The organism is Kocuria sp. APC 4018, assembly GCF_030407675.1.
GTDB lineage: Bacteria > Actinomycetota > Actinomycetes > Actinomycetales > Micrococcaceae > Kocuria > Kocuria rhizophila.
This window is the reverse complement of the sequence record NZ_JASDCY010000024.1, coordinates 1-18,077: the sequence shown is the minus strand read 5'-3', so window position 1 is coordinate 18,077 and position 18,077 is coordinate 1. Positions and strand designations below refer to the sequence as shown.

At 72.7% G+C, this 18,077-nt stretch carries 14 protein-coding genes; 10 read left to right on the top strand and 4 right to left on the bottom strand.

What is annotated here, in order from left to right:
• Positions 1-144 precede the first annotated feature (144 nt).
• Genes QL985_RS06230 through QL985_RS06220 form a run of 3 tightly spaced genes read right to left on the bottom strand, consistent with a single transcriptional unit; the run spans position 145 to position 3,573 of the window.
• The gene (locus tag QL985_RS06230; RefSeq protein WP_259905631.1) at positions 145-1,215 is read right to left on the bottom strand and encodes a GDP-L-fucose synthase; all 1,071 of its coding nucleotides are present in this window, start codon (positions 1,213-1,215) and stop codon (positions 145-147) included.
• Complete coding sequence (gene gmd, locus QL985_RS06225) at positions 1,212-2,255, bottom strand: GDP-mannose 4,6-dehydratase (RefSeq protein ID WP_259905632.1); 1,044 nt, start codon at positions 2,253-2,255, stop codon at positions 1,212-1,214. Before gmd ends, QL985_RS06230 begins: the two co-directional genes overlap by 4 nt.
• A gap of 52 nt (positions 2,256-2,307) precedes the next feature.
• Complete coding sequence (locus QL985_RS06220; RefSeq protein ID WP_259905633.1) at positions 2,308-3,573, bottom strand: glycosyltransferase family 4 protein; 1,266 nt, start codon at positions 3,571-3,573, stop codon at positions 2,308-2,310.
• 499 nt (positions 3,574-4,072) lie between these two features.
• On the opposite strand from QL985_RS06220, the gene QL985_RS06215 reads away from it, so the two are divergent.
• The 8 genes from QL985_RS06215 to QL985_RS06180 all read left to right on the top strand — a co-directional run bounded on the left by QL985_RS06215 (position 4,073) and on the right by QL985_RS06180 (position 14,025).
• Positions 4,073-5,737: a hypothetical protein gene (locus tag QL985_RS06215; protein ID WP_259905634.1), complete on the top strand. Its 1,665-nt coding sequence runs from the start codon at positions 4,073-4,075 to the stop codon at positions 5,735-5,737.
• A complete protein-coding gene (locus QL985_RS06210; protein WP_259921345.1) occupies positions 5,725-6,888 on the top strand; it encodes an esterase family protein in 1,164 nt (387 codons plus the stop codon). The genes QL985_RS06215 and QL985_RS06210 overlap by 13 nt, the downstream gene beginning before the upstream one ends.
• On the top strand, positions 6,885-7,295 hold the full coding sequence (locus tag QL985_RS06205) for a holo-ACP synthase (RefSeq protein WP_259905637.1): 411 nt from the start codon (positions 6,885-6,887) through the stop codon (positions 7,293-7,295). Before QL985_RS06210 ends, QL985_RS06205 begins: the two co-directional genes overlap by 4 nt.
• Before the next feature lie 99 nt (positions 7,296-7,394).
• A complete protein-coding gene (locus QL985_RS06200; protein ID WP_019311048.1) occupies positions 7,395-7,649 on the top strand; it encodes an acyl carrier protein in 255 nt (84 codons plus the stop codon).
• Positions 7,642-8,856, top strand: a complete 1,215-nt coding sequence (locus tag QL985_RS06195; RefSeq protein WP_259905638.1) for an acyl-CoA dehydrogenase family protein — start codon at positions 7,642-7,644, stop codon at positions 8,854-8,856. The genes QL985_RS06200 and QL985_RS06195 overlap by 8 nt, the downstream gene beginning before the upstream one ends.
• A 5-nt stretch (positions 8,857-8,861) precedes the next feature.
• A complete protein-coding gene (locus QL985_RS06190; RefSeq protein ID WP_259905639.1) occupies positions 8,862-9,794 on the top strand; it encodes a hypothetical protein in 933 nt (310 codons plus the stop codon).
• Positions 9,791-10,873 (top strand): DUF1839 family protein, encoded by a 1,083-nt coding sequence (locus QL985_RS06185; RefSeq protein ID WP_259905640.1) that lies wholly within the window; start codon positions 9,791-9,793, stop codon positions 10,871-10,873. The genes QL985_RS06190 and QL985_RS06185 overlap by 4 nt, the downstream gene beginning before the upstream one ends.
• Entirely contained in the window at positions 10,873-14,025 is a 3,153-nt protein-coding gene (locus tag QL985_RS06180) for a hypothetical protein (RefSeq protein ID WP_259905641.1), read from the top strand. The genes QL985_RS06185 and QL985_RS06180 overlap by 1 nt, the downstream gene beginning before the upstream one ends.
• Before the next feature lie 279 nt (positions 14,026-14,304).
• Here QL985_RS06180 and QL985_RS06175 read toward each other — a convergent pair whose 3' ends face one another.
• The gene (locus tag QL985_RS06175; protein ID WP_050899525.1) at positions 14,305-16,074 is read right to left on the bottom strand and encodes a hypothetical protein; all 1,770 of its coding nucleotides are present in this window, start codon (positions 16,072-16,074) and stop codon (positions 14,305-14,307) included.
• Positions 16,075-16,258: 184 nt separating this feature from the next.
• Here QL985_RS06175 and QL985_RS06170 point away from each other — a divergent pair, with 184 nt between their 5' ends.
• Together QL985_RS06170 and QL985_RS06165 are read left to right on the top strand one after the other, a co-directional pair.
• Complete coding sequence (locus tag QL985_RS06170) at positions 16,259-17,308, top strand: LssY C-terminal domain-containing protein (RefSeq protein ID WP_223246109.1); 1,050 nt, start codon at positions 16,259-16,261, stop codon at positions 17,306-17,308.
• Between the two features lie 221 nt (positions 17,309-17,529).
• Complete coding sequence (locus QL985_RS06165) at positions 17,530-18,075, top strand: hypothetical protein (protein WP_259906336.1); 546 nt, start codon at positions 17,530-17,532, stop codon at positions 18,073-18,075.
• The last annotated feature ends 2 nt before the right edge of the window (positions 18,076-18,077 follow it).

Sequence of the window (18,077 nt, the reverse complement as noted above, 5' to 3'; positions counted from 1 at the left end):
CACGCCTGCAGGTGCGGGCAGGGTCCGGGATGCCGTCTCCTGGGCGGAACCCGCCACCACACGGGACCGTGACGGTGCGGAGCACGAGAACGGCGGGCGGCCCCGTGAAGGACCGCCCGCCGTCGTGTGCTCGCCGGGAGTGTGTCAGGTGCCCCGCGCCGAGTCCCGGTGCGCGCGGTACCAGGCTACGGCGTCGTCGAGCCCCGTGGGCAGGTCGATGGACGCTGTCCAGCCCAGCGCGCTCAGGTGCGAGACGTCCATGAGCTTGCGGGGGGTGCCGTCCGGCTTGGACGCGTCCCAGTGCGTGGTGCCCTCGAATCCGGTGGCCGCGGCCACGAGGTCCGAGAGCTCCTTGATCGAGACGTCCTCGCCCACTCCCACGTTGACCTGCTGGGGGCCGTCGTAGTGCTCCAGCAGGAACAGGCACGCCGAGGCGAGGTCGTCCACGTGGAGGAACTCGCGGCGCGGTGACCCGGAACCCCAGTTGGTGATCTCCGTGTCGCCGTCCCGCACCGCCTGGTCGTAGCGGCGGATCATGGCCGGGAGCACGTGCGAGCCGGCGGGGGAGAAGTTGTCCCCGGGCCCGTACAGGTTGGTGGGCATGGCCGAGATCCAGGGCAGCCCGTACTGGCGGCGCACCGACTGCACGTGCAGGATGCCCGCGATCTTGGCGATCGCGTAGGCGTCGTTGGTGGGCTCCAGGTAGCCGGTCAGCAGCGCATCTTCCCGCAGCGGCTGCTCCGCGAGCTTGGGGTAGATGCAGGACGAGCCCAGGAACAGGACCCGTTCCACGTCCACCGCGCGCGCGGCGTCCAGGAGGTTGAGCTGGATGCGCAGGTTGTCGGAGAGGAAGTCCACTGGGCGGGTGCTGTTCGCCCCGATGCCGCCGACCTTGGCCGCCGCGAGCACCATGTACTGGGGCTTCTGCTCCGCCATGAAGGCCTCGACCGCCTCGCGGTCCCGCAGGTCCAGCTCCGCGGACGTGGCGCCCACCAGGTTCTCGAACCCTGCGGACTCCAGGTGCCGCCAGATGGCGGAGCCCACGAGGCCCCGGTGCCCGGCCACGTAGAACGGTGCCGAGCGGTCCAGGGGCCCCGGCGTGTAGCGGACGTCGTCCGTGGTGCGGGCGTCGGCCGGATCGCTGACGGTGCGGGGCCAGTCGGCACCCGGTGCGGTGGCGTCCACCATCTCCTCCTCGTGCCGTTCGGTGCTCATGCGGCCTTCCCCGGGGCCCAGATGTGCTGGGAGACGGTGTCGATCCACGGGGTGCCCGCGCACTCGAGGGCCGCGCGGTCCGCGTCCACCATGATGCGGGCGAGTTCGGGGGCGTGCACGGTGGCCTTCCACCCGAGCTTCTCCTCGGCCTTGGACGGATCACCGATCAGGGCGTCCACCTCGGTGGGTCGCAGGTAGCGCTCGTCGAAGCGCACGTGCTTCTCCCAGTCCAGCCCGGCGTGCTCGAACGACGTCTCGAGGAACTCGCGCACCGTGCTGGGCCGGCCGGTGGCCAGCACGAAGTCCTCGGGCTCGTCCACCTGCAGCATGCGCCACATGCCCTCCACGTACTCGGCGGCGTAGCCCCAGTCGCGGATGGCATCCAGGTTGCCCATGTACAGGTGCTCCTGCTTGCCCGCGGCGATCGCGGCCACGGCGCGCGTGATCTTGCGGGTCACGAAGGTCTCGCCGCGGCGCGGGGACTCGTGGTTGAAGAGGATCCCGTTCACCGCGAACATGTCGTACGCCTCGCGGTAGTTCTTGGTGATCCAGTACGAGTAGATCTTGGCCGCGCCGTACGGCGAGCGCGGGTAGAACGGGGTGTTCTCGTCCTGCGGGGGCGGCGTGGCACCGAACAGTTCTGATGTGGAGGCCTGGTAGAAACGGCACTTCACGCCGGCGCGGCGCACGGCCTCGAGCAGCCGCACGGTGCCCAGCCCGGTGGTGTCACCGGTGTGCTCGGGCTCGTCGAAGGACACGCGCACGTGGGACTGCGCGGCTAGGTTGTAGACCTCGTCCGGATCGATCTCCCCCATGAGGGTGACCAGCCGTGCTGCGTCCGAGAGGTCCCCGTAGTGCAGGAACAGCTGCGCGTCCGGGTTGTGGGGGTCCTGGTACAGGTGGTCGATCCGGGACGTGTTGAACGTGGACGCGCGGCGGATCAGGCCGTGGACCTGGTAGCCCTTGGACAGCAGCAGCTCCGCGAGGTACGAGCCGTCCTGGCCGGTGATGCCGGTGATGAGTGCTTTCTTCTGGTTCATGGTGGTCTCTCCCCTGGTGGATCAGTGCGGTGGGCCGGTGCGGCCCGGTGTGTCAGGAATGGGCGGTGACGGGTGCCCTGTGCTCCGCTGCGATGCCCGGGCGCAGCTTGTGCAGGGCGGTGGTGAAGGAGCGCACGGCGGCACCGCGGCTCAGCACGTCACGGACGTAGCCGCGTCCGCCCCGGTGGGTGGCGCCCCCGGTGGTGATCCACTCCTCGTGCAGTGTCATGGCCCCCGCCACGAGCGCCTCGGGATCACCGGGTTCCACACGGATGCCCGCGTCCGCCGCCGCCAGCTCCGCGGCGGAGGGGCCCTCGGCCTCGACGGCCGCGAGGACGGGGCGGTCAGCCGTGAAGTAGCTGGTCAGTTTGCTGGGCACGCACATCTCGGTGAGCCCGGGACGCTCGTTGACCAGCAGGATGTCCGCGGCCCGCAGCAGCCCGGCGTACGTGTCGTTGTCCACGCTGGGCAGCACCTCGAAGCGCGGGGTGCGTTCCGCGAGCGCCTCGAGCTGCGGGCGCTGGTGCCCGCCGCCCACGAGCACGAACCGCAGCGGCGCACCCGTGCGCTCGGCCACCTGTGCGGCGGCAGCCACGTTGCCGAGGTCCTGCTTGGCGCCCATGTTGCCGGTGTGCAGCACCACCACGTCCTCCGGCTCCCAGCCGAAGCGCCGCCGCAGGGCGGCGGTGTCCACGCTGGGTGCCTCGGAGATGTGGGTCCAGTTGCGCACGGTGGTCACCCTGTCCGCCGCCACTCCCATGTGGCGGCGCAGGTAGTCGGAGAACCGGTCGTGGATCACGACGACGCCCTCGCACGAGCGCAGGAAAGTCCCCTCCACCGCGCGCATCAGGCGCGTGACCGGTCCACTGGCCGCGCCCGTCTCCGAGAGGCCAGCCGTGTAGATGTCGTGGACCCAGGCGACCACCGGGGTCCGGGTCAACGCCGCGCGCACCCGCACGATCGCGGAGGCGAACAGCGCCGGCGTGACGACCACGACGACGTCCGGGTCCCCCCATGCGGCGGTGGCGGCGCGCAGGCCGAAGACGACCTCCATGCCCAACCGGCGCAGCTGCCCGGCGTCGTGCGGCACGGGGTGTGGCACGCGGAGCACCGGCACTCCGTCGATGACCTCGTACCCGTCACCGCGCTTCGGATACCCCTCGTGGATGCTCCACTGCGGGTAGTGCGGCAGGCCGGTGATGACGTCGGTGTCCCACCCGGCATCGCGAAGCGCCCGGGCCATGCCCGCGGTGTACGGAGCGATGCCCGTGTGCTCCGGTGAATAGTTGAGACCTACGATCAGGACGCGTGGTGCCACGCTCTCTCCTCCCCCTGAAGAGCAGGGGCGCCGCCCCCGCTCTCCCCCAGTTGCGGTGGGCCTCCCCAGGCCCACCTGCCGCTTCCCGTGACGGTTCACGGGGAACGGCGGTTGGTGCCGATGCTCGTTCTCTCCCTGGAACACCGGCGTTTGCCATCATAATCACGCTGCCAAGTATTCGACTCCGCAATGACGACAATTCTGTGTGGGCCCATGTAGGTACAACCCGGTAAATGCGCTGGTCGGACCGGGGAAAATTGTCGCTTCAATGGAAAACCACACATTAGGGGACACTGTTTCCCGGCCCGCTGATGCGTGCCCTGGCTATGCTTTGTGAGTGCAAACCTGCACGGCATCCGCGGGGGCAATGCGGTGCTCGGGGCAGGGACACGCCGTCGGCGGTGGGGAACACGCCGGCAGAACGGCGCTCGTCGTGGCGGCGGGGGCAGAGCAACGGTGTACGGCTGAGGTGCATCCGGAGCAGAACTGGGGAGAATTCATGCGTATTGCCGGGCAGGCAAGTTTTTTGACGGGGGAAGACCACACCATTCACGCGTGGGTCCACGGGCCGCAGAGCGGTCAGGTGCGCGGCGCCGTCGTCGTGGCGCCCGCACTGGCACGCGAGGAAGTGGTCAGCCACCGCAGCATGCGGCTGGTTGCGGCGCGGGCGGCGCAGGCGGGCTGGCTGGTCGTCCGAACGGCCTGGAGCGGGACCTCGGAGTCGGGGGAGCGCCCGCCCGGGAGCGACCCCGTGCAGGTGTGGCACCGGGACCTCGCGGTGGCGTACGGCGCCGCCCGGGAGCTCGTGGGCCCGGAGCTGCCGGTCCACGGGATCGGGCTGCGCATCGGGGCGTCGGTGCTGGCCACCTCCGAGCTGCCGTTCGAGAAGCGGCTGCTGTGGGAGCCGGTCTCCGGGGCCGTGTACATGCGCCAGTACACCGGGCTGCGCCGCGCCAGCGGACTCGACCTGCCGCCGGAGGTGGACTCCGGCGTGGAGATTGGCGGAGCGCACTTCACGGAGGCGGAGGCCGCCGCCATCCGCGCGCTCCCGGATCCCCGCAAACTCGCAACTCCCGGGCTCGAGCCGGTGCGCGAGGAGGACCGCGCGGTGGCCAAGAAGCTCTACGGGGTGGCGGCGATCTACGCGAAGTCCAGCCCGGAGGCGATCGCCTCGCTCGTGGCCCGCCTGGACGGCCCCCGGGAGGATGCCTCCGAGCGGGCGGACGTGAGCTCCTGGCAGCCACTGACCACCGCGCGATTCCACGTGGCCGAGTTCGGGGTGGACGTCGTCGAGGAGCTCCTCGAGCTCGGGGAGGATCTGCTGCCTGCCTCCTACACCCATCCCGAGGGCCGCGACGGGACCGGTGCCGGCGCCGTTCTGCTGGCTCCGCCCTCCGCGGACCCCAAGGACGGCCCCACGGGTCTGTGGACCGTGCAGGCCCGTCGGCTCGCGGCCCGCGGCGTGCCCGCCATCCGCGTGGAGCGCCACCACTGCGGTGACGCGGCCGGTCTGGACGAGCTCAAGGACATCAACCCCTACACCGGGCAGGGCGTCGCGGACCTGGACCTGGGCGCCGCCTGGCTGAAGGAGCGCACGGGGGAGGAGATCACGGGTGTCGGCCTGTGCGTGGGGGGCTGGCTCGTGGCCATGGCCCCGCCCACGAGCGCCATGACCAGCCGCGTGGTGCTCAACAACGTGGCATGGCGTGCCGGGGAGACGTACTACGACAAGCTCTACCGCAACTGGGACGTGGACGCCGTGCTGGAACAGCTGCGGACCATGGCCGATGTGGAGGTCAGCGCCAGCTGGCGCACCCGGGCCAAGAACAGGGTGCGTCGCCGCATGCCGTACCCGGTGTGGCTCGCGCTGGGCAGGCGCAACATCCCGAACGTGCCCGAGGTGGTCATGGAGTACGCCTCGCGAGGTGCCGAGGTCCTGTTCTGCTTCGGTCCCGAGGACGGCCTGCTGTTCCGGCAGGAGCGCGGGGAGGAGGGCCTGGCCCGGCTCACCCGCCAGGGGCGGCGGATCCGGGTGGCCCAGGTTCCTGCGCTCGACCACTCGCTCCAGGCGTGCGCCTCACGCCGCACCGCACTGCAGATCGTGGACGCGGCGCTCAGGCTGAGCGCCTTCCCCCAGGAGGAGGTGGCGCCGTGCGCCGTGTGAGAAGAGACCGCAGCACCGCGCGCACCGCCTCGGCGCGGGTCGTCGCCGGCTGCGCCGCAGCCGCACTGCTGCTCACCGGCTGCGGTGGGAGCGACGAGCCGGACGCCACCACCGGCACGAGCTCGATCGCGGGGTTCGACGCCCAGGCGGTGGAGCAGGTGGGCTTCCAGGACCCCGAGGCGATCACCACGCAGGACCACGGGATCACGGTCACCTCTGCGCGGGGTCTCTCCCCGCGTGCGGTGGAGCTTGGGGTCAGCACCGACGCCGTGTCCCCGGAGGCGCCCGGCGGACGCAACTCGCTGGTGGTGATCACCCCGGAGGGCTACGACCCCGCCAAGAAGTACCCGGTGGTCTACATGCTGCCGGGCAGCGGAGCGGTCGACGCCCCGGCCCTGCAGTGGTACGAGGCGGGCCAGGCGGAGCAGGTCACCCAGGGCCTGCCGGTGATCACGGTGATCGTCAGCGGCGGCAAGCAGGGGTGGTACACCGACTGGGCCACGCAGGACGAGCTGACGCAGAACTGGGAGACCTTCCACCTGGAGCAGGTGGTCCCGTGGGTGGACTCCCACCTCTCCACCGCAACGGACCGGGAGCACCGGCTGGTGATGGGCAACTCCATGGGAGGCTACGGGGCCGTCCGCTACGCCGAGGACCGCCCGGACCTCTTCGGGGAGGCCGTGAGCCTGTCCGGGGTCCTGGACCTGTCCTCCAAGGACGTGCGCCAGAACTTCTCGGCCGCGTCCCACGAGTCCACGGGGCAGTGGGAGGCGGTGTTCGGTGACGGGGACTTCACCACCGAGGAGCAGTGGAAGGCCCACGACCCCATGACGCACAGCGCGTCGCTCGAGGGCGTCCACGTGCAGCTCTTCGCGGGGCAGGGCAACGGCGCGGACGGGGACATCGAGCCCGCTCTGCGGGACACCACCGCGACGTTCGCGCGGGAGCTCGACACCCGCGGCGTCCCGTACCAGTACACGGAGTACGGACAGGCGGGTGAGTGCGACGGCGGGCACGTGTTCCAGTGCTGGCGCCCCGCCGCCGTCGTCGCCCTGGGCCGGTGGTCCGAGCGCGTGGGGATCGAGCGCACCGCGGGCGAGCCGTCGGTCGCCCCCGAGTTCAAGGCGGTCACCTCCGGGGAGGGGTCGTGAGCGCCGCGCACGACGCCGCCCGGGGGGCTCGCGTGGGCTGCGACCTGCAGGGTGTCGCGCCGGTCGCGGAGGCCCTCGCCCAGCGGGGCGAACGCTACCTGCGCGCGCTGTTCGCGCCGGAGGAGATCGCAGAGCTCACGAGCTCGTCCGAACTTCCGGCCGCGGAGTCCGTGGCCGGGCGGTTCGCCGCCAAGGAGGCCGTGCTGAAGGTGCTGCGCCCCGGGGTCGAGGACGCCGTGGCGTGGCCCCAGATCATGATCCGCACCGGGCCCGGGGGCGTTCCCGAGGTGCGGCTGCGGGGGACCGCCGCGCGGCTCGCCGAGCGTGGCGGGGTGCGGGACTGGAGCGTGAGCACCTCGCACGACGCAGGTTTCGCCATGGCCGTGGCGTGTGCCACGGCGCCCTGACAGCACCCGCCGAAGACCACAAGATCACCGCTGGGACCGCAGAGAGGGCGGTACCGCGGAGCACGAGAAGCATCAGATCAACCGAAAGAGGTTCACACCATGGATTCCACCGCCATCGAGACCACCGTCCGCTCCGTCCTGGCGGACCAGGGCAAGCTCTCCGAGGACGCCCAGAGCATCGCCGTGGACGCGGACCTGTACCGCGCCGGGATGACCTCGCACGCATCCGTGAACGTGATGCTCGGGCTGGAGGACGAGTTCGACATCGAGTTCCCCGAGGAGCGCCTGACCAAGGCCACGTTCACGTCCGTCCAGTCCATCACCGAGGCCGTGGAGGCGATCCAGAATGACTGAGACCACTGTCCTGAGCGACACCCCCCGCGCGCAGCGGGAAGGGTGCGAGGACGAGGACCGCACGCAGCGCAACGCCGCCCGCGCGGAGGCCGTGGCCGCGGTGGCCCGCGAGTTCGCGGCCGCCGTGGACGAGGAGGGTCGTTTCCCACGGGAGGCGATCGACGAGGCCCGCGCCCAGGGACTGCTGGGTGCGCCCATGTCCGAGGCGGACGGCGGGCTGGGGTGGAGCATCACCGAGCTGTGCCGCATGCTGGAGCGCGTGGGGCGTGAGTGCACCTCCACCGCCATGATCCTGGCCATGCACCACTCGCAGACGCTGTGCCTGACCCGGCACGCGGACACGGAGTACCTGTGCGAGTTCACCCGCCGGGTGGCCACCGAGGGTCTGCTGCTGGCCTCGGCCACCACCGAGGTGAACATCGGCGGCAACACCCGCTCGTCCACGTGCGCGGTGCGTCCGGCCGGCGACGGCCGCGTGCACCTGCGCAAGACGTGCCCCGTGATCTCCTACGGCGCGTACGCGGACGCCATCCTGGTGACGGCCCGCGCGAGCGAGGAAGCGGCGTCGAGCGACCAGGTGCTGCTCGTGGTCGAGGCCGCGGACCAGCAGCTCGAGCGCCAGCGCGGCTGGGACGCCCTGGGGATGCGGGGCACGTGCTCCGAGTCCTTCGAGCTGGACGCCACCACCCGTGCCGACGCCGTGTTCACGGCACTGTTCGAGACCATCTCCGCGCAGACCATGCTGCCCGGCGCGCACTGCCTCTGGGCTTCCGCGTGGCTCGGCATGGCCACCCAGGCCGGGCTGACCGCCCGCTCCGTGGTGCAGAAGGCCGCGCGCAAGACCCCGGGGACCACCCCGCCGTCGGCCCTGCGCCTGGCCGAGCTGGAGGTCCAGCTGCAGGCCATGACGGACGTGGTCCGTGCCTCCGTGGCACGCTATGAGGCCGCGTACGACGATCCCGCCGCGTGCGAGTCCATGCAGTTCGCGATCGCCATGAACACGCTCAAGGTCTCCGGTGCGGAGGCCGTGCGGCAGATCGTGGGGGACGCGCTGGTGATCGTGGGGATCACCGGATTCGCGAACCACTCGCCCGTGAGCCTGGCCCGGCTGTACCGGGACAGCATCGGACCGTCCGTCATGGTCAACAACGACCGCATCCTGCAGCACACCGCCACCATGCAACTCGTCTCGAGGGGACAACGATGACCATCATGGACACCCATCAGGACCTCGCCACCCAGCAGGACTCGTTCCGCGCGGGTCTCGAGGCCAACGACTGGCTGTTGCCCACCCTGGGCGACGGCGTCACGGGCCTGGGCCCGCAGGCCGAGGACGTGGTGCAGGGCATCGCGGCCGCCGCCCGGGAGATCGCCGGGGAGCTCTCGCCGGAGACGGGAACCCGCCGGCTGCGCTTCCCGCCCGTAAACGGCACGCGGCTGCTGGAGCGCACCGACTACGTGGCGTCCTTCCCGCAGCTGCTGGGCACGATCTCCGCGTTCGAGGGGGACAACAAGGCCCACCGTCAGCTGCTGGCCACGTACGAGGACAAGGGCGACTGGTCCTCCCAGCTCACCCCGGCCGGCCACGCACTGGTCCCGGCCGTGTGCCACCCGCTGTACGCGTACCTGGAAGGCTCGCAGGTGGACGGCACCGTGTTCGAGCTGATGGGCGAGTGCTACCGCCACGAGCCCAGCCCGGACCCCATGCGCTTCGTGACGTTCCGGATGTTCGAGGCGGTGCGGATCGGCACGCCCCAGCAGGCGCAGGAGCACCGCGAGACGTGGCTCGCGGCGGGCACCGAGCTGCTGCGCGCGCTGGGGCTCACCGTGGAGGCGGACACCGCGAACGACCCGTTCTTCGGCCGCGCGGGCAAGCTGCTCAGCGCGGGTCAGCGCGAGGCGCAGCTGAAGTTCGAGATCCTCACGGAGGTCTACCCGGGCCACCCCACGGCCATCGCCTCCGCGAACCTGCACGAGGACCACTTCGGTGAGGCCTTCAGTATGCACACGGCCGACGGCGCCGTGGCCCACTCCGCGTGCTTCGGCTTCGGTCTGGAGCGTGTGGCGCTGGCTCTGGCCTCCGTCCACGGCTTCGACGTGGCCGCGTGGCCGGCCTCCGTGCGCCAGGAGCTGGGTCTGTCATGACCACCGTGACCGAGAACCGCGGTGGCCCGGCGGGGCGGGAGGTCGCCGAGGCACCGTTCGGCACCGACGTCCTGGCGGTGCGGGGGTGCGAGTCGCTCACCGCGGCGAACGCCCCCCGCTCCGCGCTGCACGATCCTGCGGAGCCGTGGTCACCCACCAACTGCTACATGGACGTGTGGATCGGGCTCACCACGGTCCTCGGGCTGGACCCGGTCCCCATGCTGGGGGCCGCGTTCAGCGCGGACTTCCTGGGTGACCAGTGGGAGTTCCTCAAGCCCCGCCAGGAGGACATCGAGGCCCTCTACGGGCTGACCGTGGGGGAGTACGACACGTGGCGCCCGCTGGGCGAGCACCTGCAGTGCGCCATGTCCCGAGGGGACGCCCTGGTGGTGGAGGTGGACGCGTTCCACCTCCCGGACACCGCGGGCGTCTCCTACGGCGCGGCCCACACCAAGACGTCCATCGTGCCGCTGCGGCTGGACCCCGTGGCGGGGGAGCTCGTGTACCTGCACAACGACGGCGTGCACGTGCTCTCCGGGGAGGACCTGGAGAACACGCTGGGCCCGGGGGCACGCGCCGGCGCGGTGCCGTTCCCGTACGTGGAGCTCGTGCGGACGCAGGACGTGCACCGGCTCGAGCCGCGCGAGCTCTGGCAGTGCGCCACGGGGCTGGCGCGGGCCCACGTCCGCCGGGCCCCGGACACGAGTCCGGCCCAGCGGCTCGTGGCCGCCATCCGCGCGGAGCTGCCCGCGCTCGCCGGGCGCGGCATGGACTACTTCCACGTCTACTCCTTCGCCACCACGCGCCAGGCCGGCCTCACGGCGGGGCTCGCGGCCCACGCGTGCCGCTACCTCGCCGAGGGAGCGGAGCAGTGGCCGAGCGACCTCGACGCCCTGCAGCTGCGGGCCGCCGCGGAGTCCCTGGACGCGGCCGCGGCCGCCGCCAAGACCCTGCAGTTCCAGCTGGCCCGGGCGGCGTCGGGCCGCACCCCGCGGGTGGACGCGTCCGCGCAGGCCTTCGTCTCCGGCTACGACACCGGGATGGGGAGCGTGCGGGACGCCGTGGGCATGGGCGAGTGATGCCTGCCGCGCAGGACGTCCTGGCCCGGGCCACGTGGACGCTGCACCGCGTGGACCCGGCCGCTGAGGCGGATGCTCCCCACCGGGTGGCCGCCACGCCGGGGGAGGACGTCCTGCCCGGCGAGGTGGTTCCGGCCCCGGAGGACGATTCCGCCGCGTGGGCCGCGGTGCTGACGGGGGGCGTCGCGGCGCGTGTCCCGGGCACCGTGACCGGTGCGCTGCGCGATGCGCTCGGTGCGCAGGCCGTGGACCAGATCCTGCGCTCGGGTGCGCCCGACGCCGTGTGGGAGTACCGCACCTGCCTCACCACCGCGGGCGGCCCCCACCGCTTCACCTCGACGGGCGTGGCCACCGTGGCCCGCCTGCTCGTGGCCGGGGAGGAGGCCCACGTCTCGGACACGGCCTTCCTGCCGTGGGACGTCCCGGTGGAGTTGCCGCCCGGCCGGTGCGACATCACTCTCCGGCTGCTGCCGCTGAGCACTGTCCCGGTACCGCGGAGGCCGCGCGCCCGCTGGCTCTCGCCGCTGGTCCCCGACCGCTCGGTGCGCTGGCGCCGCACCCCTCTCGTGGGCTCGATCGACTGGCCGGGAGCCCGTCCCGTGATCGGTCCGTGGGGCGGGCTGAGTGCGCGTCCGGTCTCCGCACTCGACGCCGCCCTCCCGCAAGCGCCGGGCACGGACGACGAGGCCGCCGCAGCGAGGGGTACCGAACCCGTGATCGGACCGTGGGGCGGTCCGCGCGCCCGTCCGGTCGGCGCGCCCCACGTCACACTCCGGGACGAGCCGGGCCCTGGCGACGACGCCGCCTCCGCACCCGCGGCTGCACGCGCGCTGCCTGCGGAGCCGTTCGCGGTGCGCACCCTCGTGGACGAGCACGGTGACGGGGTGGTGGGCGTGCGGTGCGCCGTGGCGGACCTGCTGAGGGGACGCGAGGCAGCCCGCGTGCGCGTGGAGGTCGCGGCGGTAGGGGACACCGCCGACGCCCCGGTGTCCTGCGAGCAGGAGGTCTCGACGGCGGACGCCGACAGTGACGGATGCATCACCCTGCGGCTCACGGTGCCCCGACCCCAGCTGTGGTGGCCCCACGGCATGGGCCGGCAGTCCCGCTACACGGTGCGGGTGCGTGCCGCGGGAGCGGAACACACCGCGACTGTGGGTTTCCGCACGCTGGAGGCCGAACCCCGCGATGCCGAGCACCCCGGACTGGCCTTGAGGATCAACCGCATTCCGTTGTTCGTGCGCGGTGCGGTGTGGACCGGTGCCGACCCGTACGAGGTGGCGGCATCCCCCGAGTGCGTTCGTGCGGTCCTCGCGCGGCTGCGGGACGCGGGCACCACCATGGTCCGCATCCCGGGAACCGGCTGCTATGAGGGCGAGGAGTTCCACCGGGCGTGCGACGAGCTGGGAATCCTGGTGTGGCAGGACGTTGCTCTCGGTCCCCTGGACCCTCCGGACGAGCCGACCTGGCGCGCGGGTCTGCGCGCCGAGGTGGGTGCCCTGGCGTCCCGGCTGGCCGCGCACCCCTCCACGGCGGTGCTCTCCGGCGGCACGGAGGTCATCCAGGCGCCGGTGCTCGCGGGGCGGCCCGCCGAGCAGTGGACTCCGCCGGTGCTGGTGCGGGACATCCCCACAGCGGTGGGGGAGGTGGGGGCGGACGTGGTCGTCGTACCGTCCTCACCGTGCTCGGACGCTGACCTGGACGCGGCGCGCCACGCCCAGGAGGCCGCCCGGCAGCGGGCGCACAGGCTCTGGTTCCCGTCCCTGCCCGCTGCCGGCGGGCGGGAGGGCGGCCGGGCGCCGTCGCGCGGGGCCACCTCGATAACCGCGGTGGTCGCCGCCCAGGGCACGACGAGCGGAACAGCGGCCTCGCGCGGGCCCGGCCCGTCGGGCGGGACGGCGCCAGCGGTGGCAGCACGGGCGAACAGCGCGGATCGCGTCCCGACGGCGCAGGCGGCGGCGTCGTCGGTGGAACGTCCGGCGTGCTCCCCGGTGGACGCGGCGGACGGCGTCTGCCACTACTTCGGCGTGGGGGCGTACGGGCGTCCGGTCGAGGACGCCGTGACCCGCGGGGTGCGCTTCGCCGCGGAGTCCCTCGCCTTCGCGGTGCCTCCCGAACCGGCCGTGGTGCGGGCCCAGTTCGGCACGGACGCACCGCTGGACGGCACCGGCTCCGCCCACGCCTGGCGGCAGGGTCTGGCCCACGATCCCGGCGCCGGGTGGACCTTCGAGGACACCACGCGGCTCTACGTCCACCGGCTCTTCCTGGACCGGGACAGCGATCCCGACGCGGGCCTCGCGCGTCCCGCACGGCCGGCACCGCAGGGCGCCCCGGCGGACCACGGCGCGCGGCTCGATCTGGAGCGTGCCGCCCTCGCCCACGTGTTCCAGCGGACCTTCGCGCAGTGGCGCGCGGCCACGTCCGCGTGCCGGGGAGCTCTCGTGCTCTCGGCGATGTCCACGGCACCCGGGGCGGGGTGGGGCGTGCTGGACGTGACCGGCCGGCCCACCGCCGCGTGGTACGGGATGCGGCGGGCGTGCGCGCCCGTGGCCCTGTGCTTCGTGCCCGCGGGCGGGGACGGCCTGCCCCTGCACGTCTTCAACGACGCCGCCCACCCCCTCACCGCGACCGTGCGGCTGACCGTGGCCACGGTCCGCGGGGGCTGCCAGGCGCCGCTGGAGGTCCCCGTGGAGGTGCCCGCGCACGGCGAGTACACGCTGCGCGCGGACCTCGCGGACGGCACGTTCCGGGACCTGGACCACGCCTACGGCTTCGGGGAGCGCGCGTACGAGGCGGTCTCCGCCGTGCTGCTCGACGACGCCGGCCGCGTGCTCGCGCGGGACACGCACCTCAGCGGCGGGCCCCGCAGGGACGCCCCGGGTGACCCGGACCTCGCCGCACGGTGGGAGCGTGCGGAGGACGGTGCCTGGCGGGTCGCGGTCACGGCCACGGGGCTGGCCCGGTTCGTGGCGCTGGACCTCCCGGCCTCCGGCGCGTTCTCGGCGGGGGAGGCGGTGGCCGAGGACGGCTACGTGCACGTGCTGCCCGGTGAGACGGCGCACCTGCCGGTGAGCGGTGCCGTCACGGCTGCCGTGCGGCGGGACGCACGCGTGCGGGCACTGGGTGCCATGCCCGTGGTCGTGGAGGGCGGCTGAGGCCGCCCGGTGGGGGCGGCGCTCGTCGGGCGGCGGTGCTTACGGCGGAGACCGCGGAACCGCCCCAAGTCCGTGGGCGCTCCGGGGTGATCTCCACGGCCTTGAGCCGCTTGCAGGGGACCGCCCCGCGTCCGGGGACGCTCTCAGGAAGCTCATGCCGCACGGCGCCCGGAGCCTGTCCGGACATGCCCCGCAGTGCCCGAACGGCGGAACCCTGCAGGGTCCCGCCGTTCGTTGTCTGCGCGTCCGGCGCGGGCGGTGGTGCCGCCCGCGCCCCGGTCAGTGCCCAGTGGGCCCCAGCGCCGTGGTCTCGTCCACGATGTAGCGGGCCAGGGTGTCCCGGGAGGCCGTGGCGAACACCGAGTGGTCCAGCGGCTCCAGCAGCACCAGGGCGGACCGCCCGTCCTGCTGCGCGGCGGTGACGTGGCAGTGCGCGGCGTCGGCGGGCCCGAAGACCGCCTTGACGGTGAGACCCGGAATCCGGGCCAGCCGCCGCAGCGCGGGCTGCGGGACGTCGATGATGCCCACGGTGGCGGCGAGCGAGTTGATCCCGGGCGACGCCGCGTGGGCCCTGGCCCGCGTGCCGCGCACCACGGTCCGGCCCACGCTGCCCGCGCGGGAGATGAGCACCCGTCCCGGCGAACGGGGGGCGGGTGCGCCCTGCTCCGGGGCGGCCTCGGGCGCGGGTGACTCCTCCCCCGGGAGCCGGGGTGCCAGGGGCCCGCTGCGCAGACCCTGGCGCCAGTACCGCCACGGCTCCCGCTGCCACGCCACGTTGTTGACCACGTGCAAGGTCAGCCGCTCGGCGACCGCCCGCGGAAGCTCCGGGGCCGCCGCCACGAGTCCCCACGCGCCCAGGCAGATGCCCGCCGCCGTGAGAGGCCCGTCCGTGAGGTCCGCGAGCCGCGTGACGAGTTCGCGGCACTCCACCACGGTGTGCCGGGCGTAGGGGTTCGAGTTGCGGGCCAGGGTGGCGTCCACCAGCTCGCCGGTGTCCGTGCGCTCGGCCAGCAGGCACACGGCACCGCGACCCGAGGACAGAAGCGCGGTGCGCAACCACAGCCCGCTCGCGGTCTCCATGGCGTCCGAACCAGGGGAGACCAGGGCGAGGCCCGGTGCCTCGGCCGCCCGCTCCACGGGTTCCGTGAGGATCGCGGGGCGCTCGCCGTGTCCCACGGTGGCGCGGGACACACGGACCGCGGTGCCGTGGACGTCCAGTGTGAGGCACCGGACGGGTTCGCCCCCGGCGTCGTCCTGCCGGGTGGACGCACCGCGCGCCGGCGCGTGCTCGGCCAGTGCTCGGGTCACCGTGCTCGTCAGACCCTCCGGCACCGTGGCTGCTCGGGGGTGGACGTCGAGGGGGAGGGGACCGGTGAGATCCTCGCCGAGCACCCGGAGGCCTCGTGCGGCATCCTCCGCAGGGGCGGGCACGGCCTTCACTGCTGAGGCGCCCTCAGAGGTCAGCTGCAGGTCCAGCAGCTCCGTTCCCTCCGTGACGCGCGGGGGCAGGTCCGCGCCGGCCATCCGCCGCAGCGCACTCTGGTGGCGCAGCCACTGCTTCCCGGACACGGGGGCCAGCAGGATCCGCTGGGCCCAGCCGTGGTCCTCGTCCGCGGCCATGAGAGCCCCCGCCACGCTGAAGGCCACACCGTGCACCGGGTGCCCGCCGCCCGCCCATTCCCGCACCGCGCGCACGTCCTCGGCCCAGCACCGGGCGTCGCAGGCCTCGTCCAGGCAGGGGCTCTGCCCGGTCCCGGACCAGTCGAACCGCACCACTCGCCAGCCGTCCGCCGCGAGAGCCCGCGCCGTGTGGAGCACCGTGCGGGTCATCGTGACCCGTTCCCGGCCCGGAGGGGCGGCCACCACGACCGTGGCACCGCGCGCGGGGGCCGAGGGCTCGTGGACGTCCACCGCGAGCCAGCGCTCCCCTGCAGGGATCCAGCCGTGGCCCACGCCCTCGTCCGGGCTGCTCGCGCGGGCGGTGGCTGCGCGGGACGACGTGCCGATCATGGACCGCAACGGGCGGCCCGGACCTGAGAAGCTGAACAATGAACTCTCCCCCGAAAGACGTGCGGCGCTGCGCCCCGTGGGCGTCCACCGTCTCTCCCCTGAGCGGTGCCGCGGGCGCCACGCCGTGTGTACTGTGCCAGCCTAACTTCCCCGCCCCGGCCCGGGCCCGGGAGCACTCGCCCACACTTTGGTGGAGTGGTCCCCCGAAGTGGGGTCAGGCCGGATGGGAACGAGCAGTCACCGGATGGTGCTGGTCTTCGTGTTCGCGGTGGTGATCCTGCGCAGCGTGGACGACGGGTGGACGCTGCTGGGCTACAGCATCGTCTTCTGGGGGGTCATGGCGTACCTGGCGCTTCCCCGGCTGCACCGCACGCTCACGGCCATCTACGTGCCCTCCTACTTCATCGGGCGCACCGTGACCCCGGACGGGCTGCTCGGAGATCCCGTGAACCTCGCGGTCAACGGTTCACGGGATCAGACCCACACGGCCATGCGGGCGGCCGGGTGGACGCTCGCGGATCCCATCACGATCGGGTCGAGCTGGGGGATCGTGAAGTCGTCCGTGACCCGCAAGAGCTATCCCGAGGCGCCGGTGAGCCCCCTGCTGCTGTTCGGGAAGGTCCAGGAGTTCGCGTACCAGCAGGAAGTGGACGGCAACGCCGCCCAGCGCCACCACATCCGCTTCTGGCCCTGCCCCGAGGGGTGGCCGTTGCCGGGTGGCCACCGCGTGCAGTGGCTCGCCGCCGGGACGTACGACCGTGCGGTGGGGCCCACCACGCCGGCGCAGGCAGGGCGGGCCACCGACCGTGCGACCTCTGCGGACGACGTGCTCCAGGACGTCGCCCGCAGGCCCTTCTCGATCGTTGCCGCCTGGGCGCTCACCGTGCTCTCCACCCTGGCCCTCGTGCTGGATCTGGTGCTGCACCCCGGTGAGCTCACGAGCGACCTCCAACTGGACGGCGAGCCGCAGGGACTGGGCGTGGCCGTGGTGACGTTCATGGTGGTCCTCCTGGCGCTGATGCTGGGAGCCATCCTGTTCCTCGGGTGGCGCACGTTCCAGGGCAGCCAGCGCTCGCGACTCATCATGATCGCGCTGGTCACCTTCTCCCAGATCTTCCAGATGATCGCGTTCTTCCAGGGCGGCCGTCCCACCGCGGGAGCCCTGCTGTCCGCGTCCGTGGACCTGCTCACGGTGTACGCGCTCACGAGTCTCTCCGCCCGGGCCTGGACCCGCGGTGGGGCCGAGCGCGCCCGAGCCGAGGCCGCCGGCTGAGTCCGGGAGCGCTGTCGGCGCGGCCCACCACGCGTGTTCTGCACCACTCCTGCAGAACAATTCGGGCGTGGCCACTAATCCGACATGGGCTTTTAGCGTTGTTTAGTTCTCCTGCATAAACAAAATGTTTGACGGAGGTCACAGGAAAACAATTGCCCTCGCATTTCCATGATATCGTCACGTGTCCTTGTCGTGAGGGAGAAAGATACGCGGAAATGAAAGTGACGCACAAAACATCCGCCGCGGTGCTCGCCGTCATGACGGCGTGCACGTGGGCGGTTCCCGCAGCGGTCTCGCACGCCGTGCCCGCACCGCAGCTGACCGTGGGGGCCCACGAGCAGGGTGCCCTGGACAGCACGGCGGGCACCACGGTGACGTTCCGGGCGCCCGAGGGGTGGAGCACGAGCCCGTCCACGAGCCGCACCTCGGTGACGTTCACCCGGGCGGAGCAGGATCAGGAGCTGACGCTGTCGGTGGTGGACGGCAGCCAGAACTTCGACACCACCGCGGACCGCGTGCTGCGCCAGCAGGCGCTCGACGGCACCTCCGCCGCGTTCGACGGCGGAAGCGTGTCCGGGGGTGGCGGGTTCACCGGCAAGAGCTGCGTGGCCATCAAGACGGAGCAGAAGGCCACGGGCCCGTGCGCCGTGGTCCACAACGGTGCCACGGTGGTCCTGGTCACCGCCACGAGCACGAGCAAGGACGAGGCTCCGGACTTTCAGGGTGTGCTGGACAGCCTCGCCGCGAGCAAGGAGGGCGCGCAATGAGC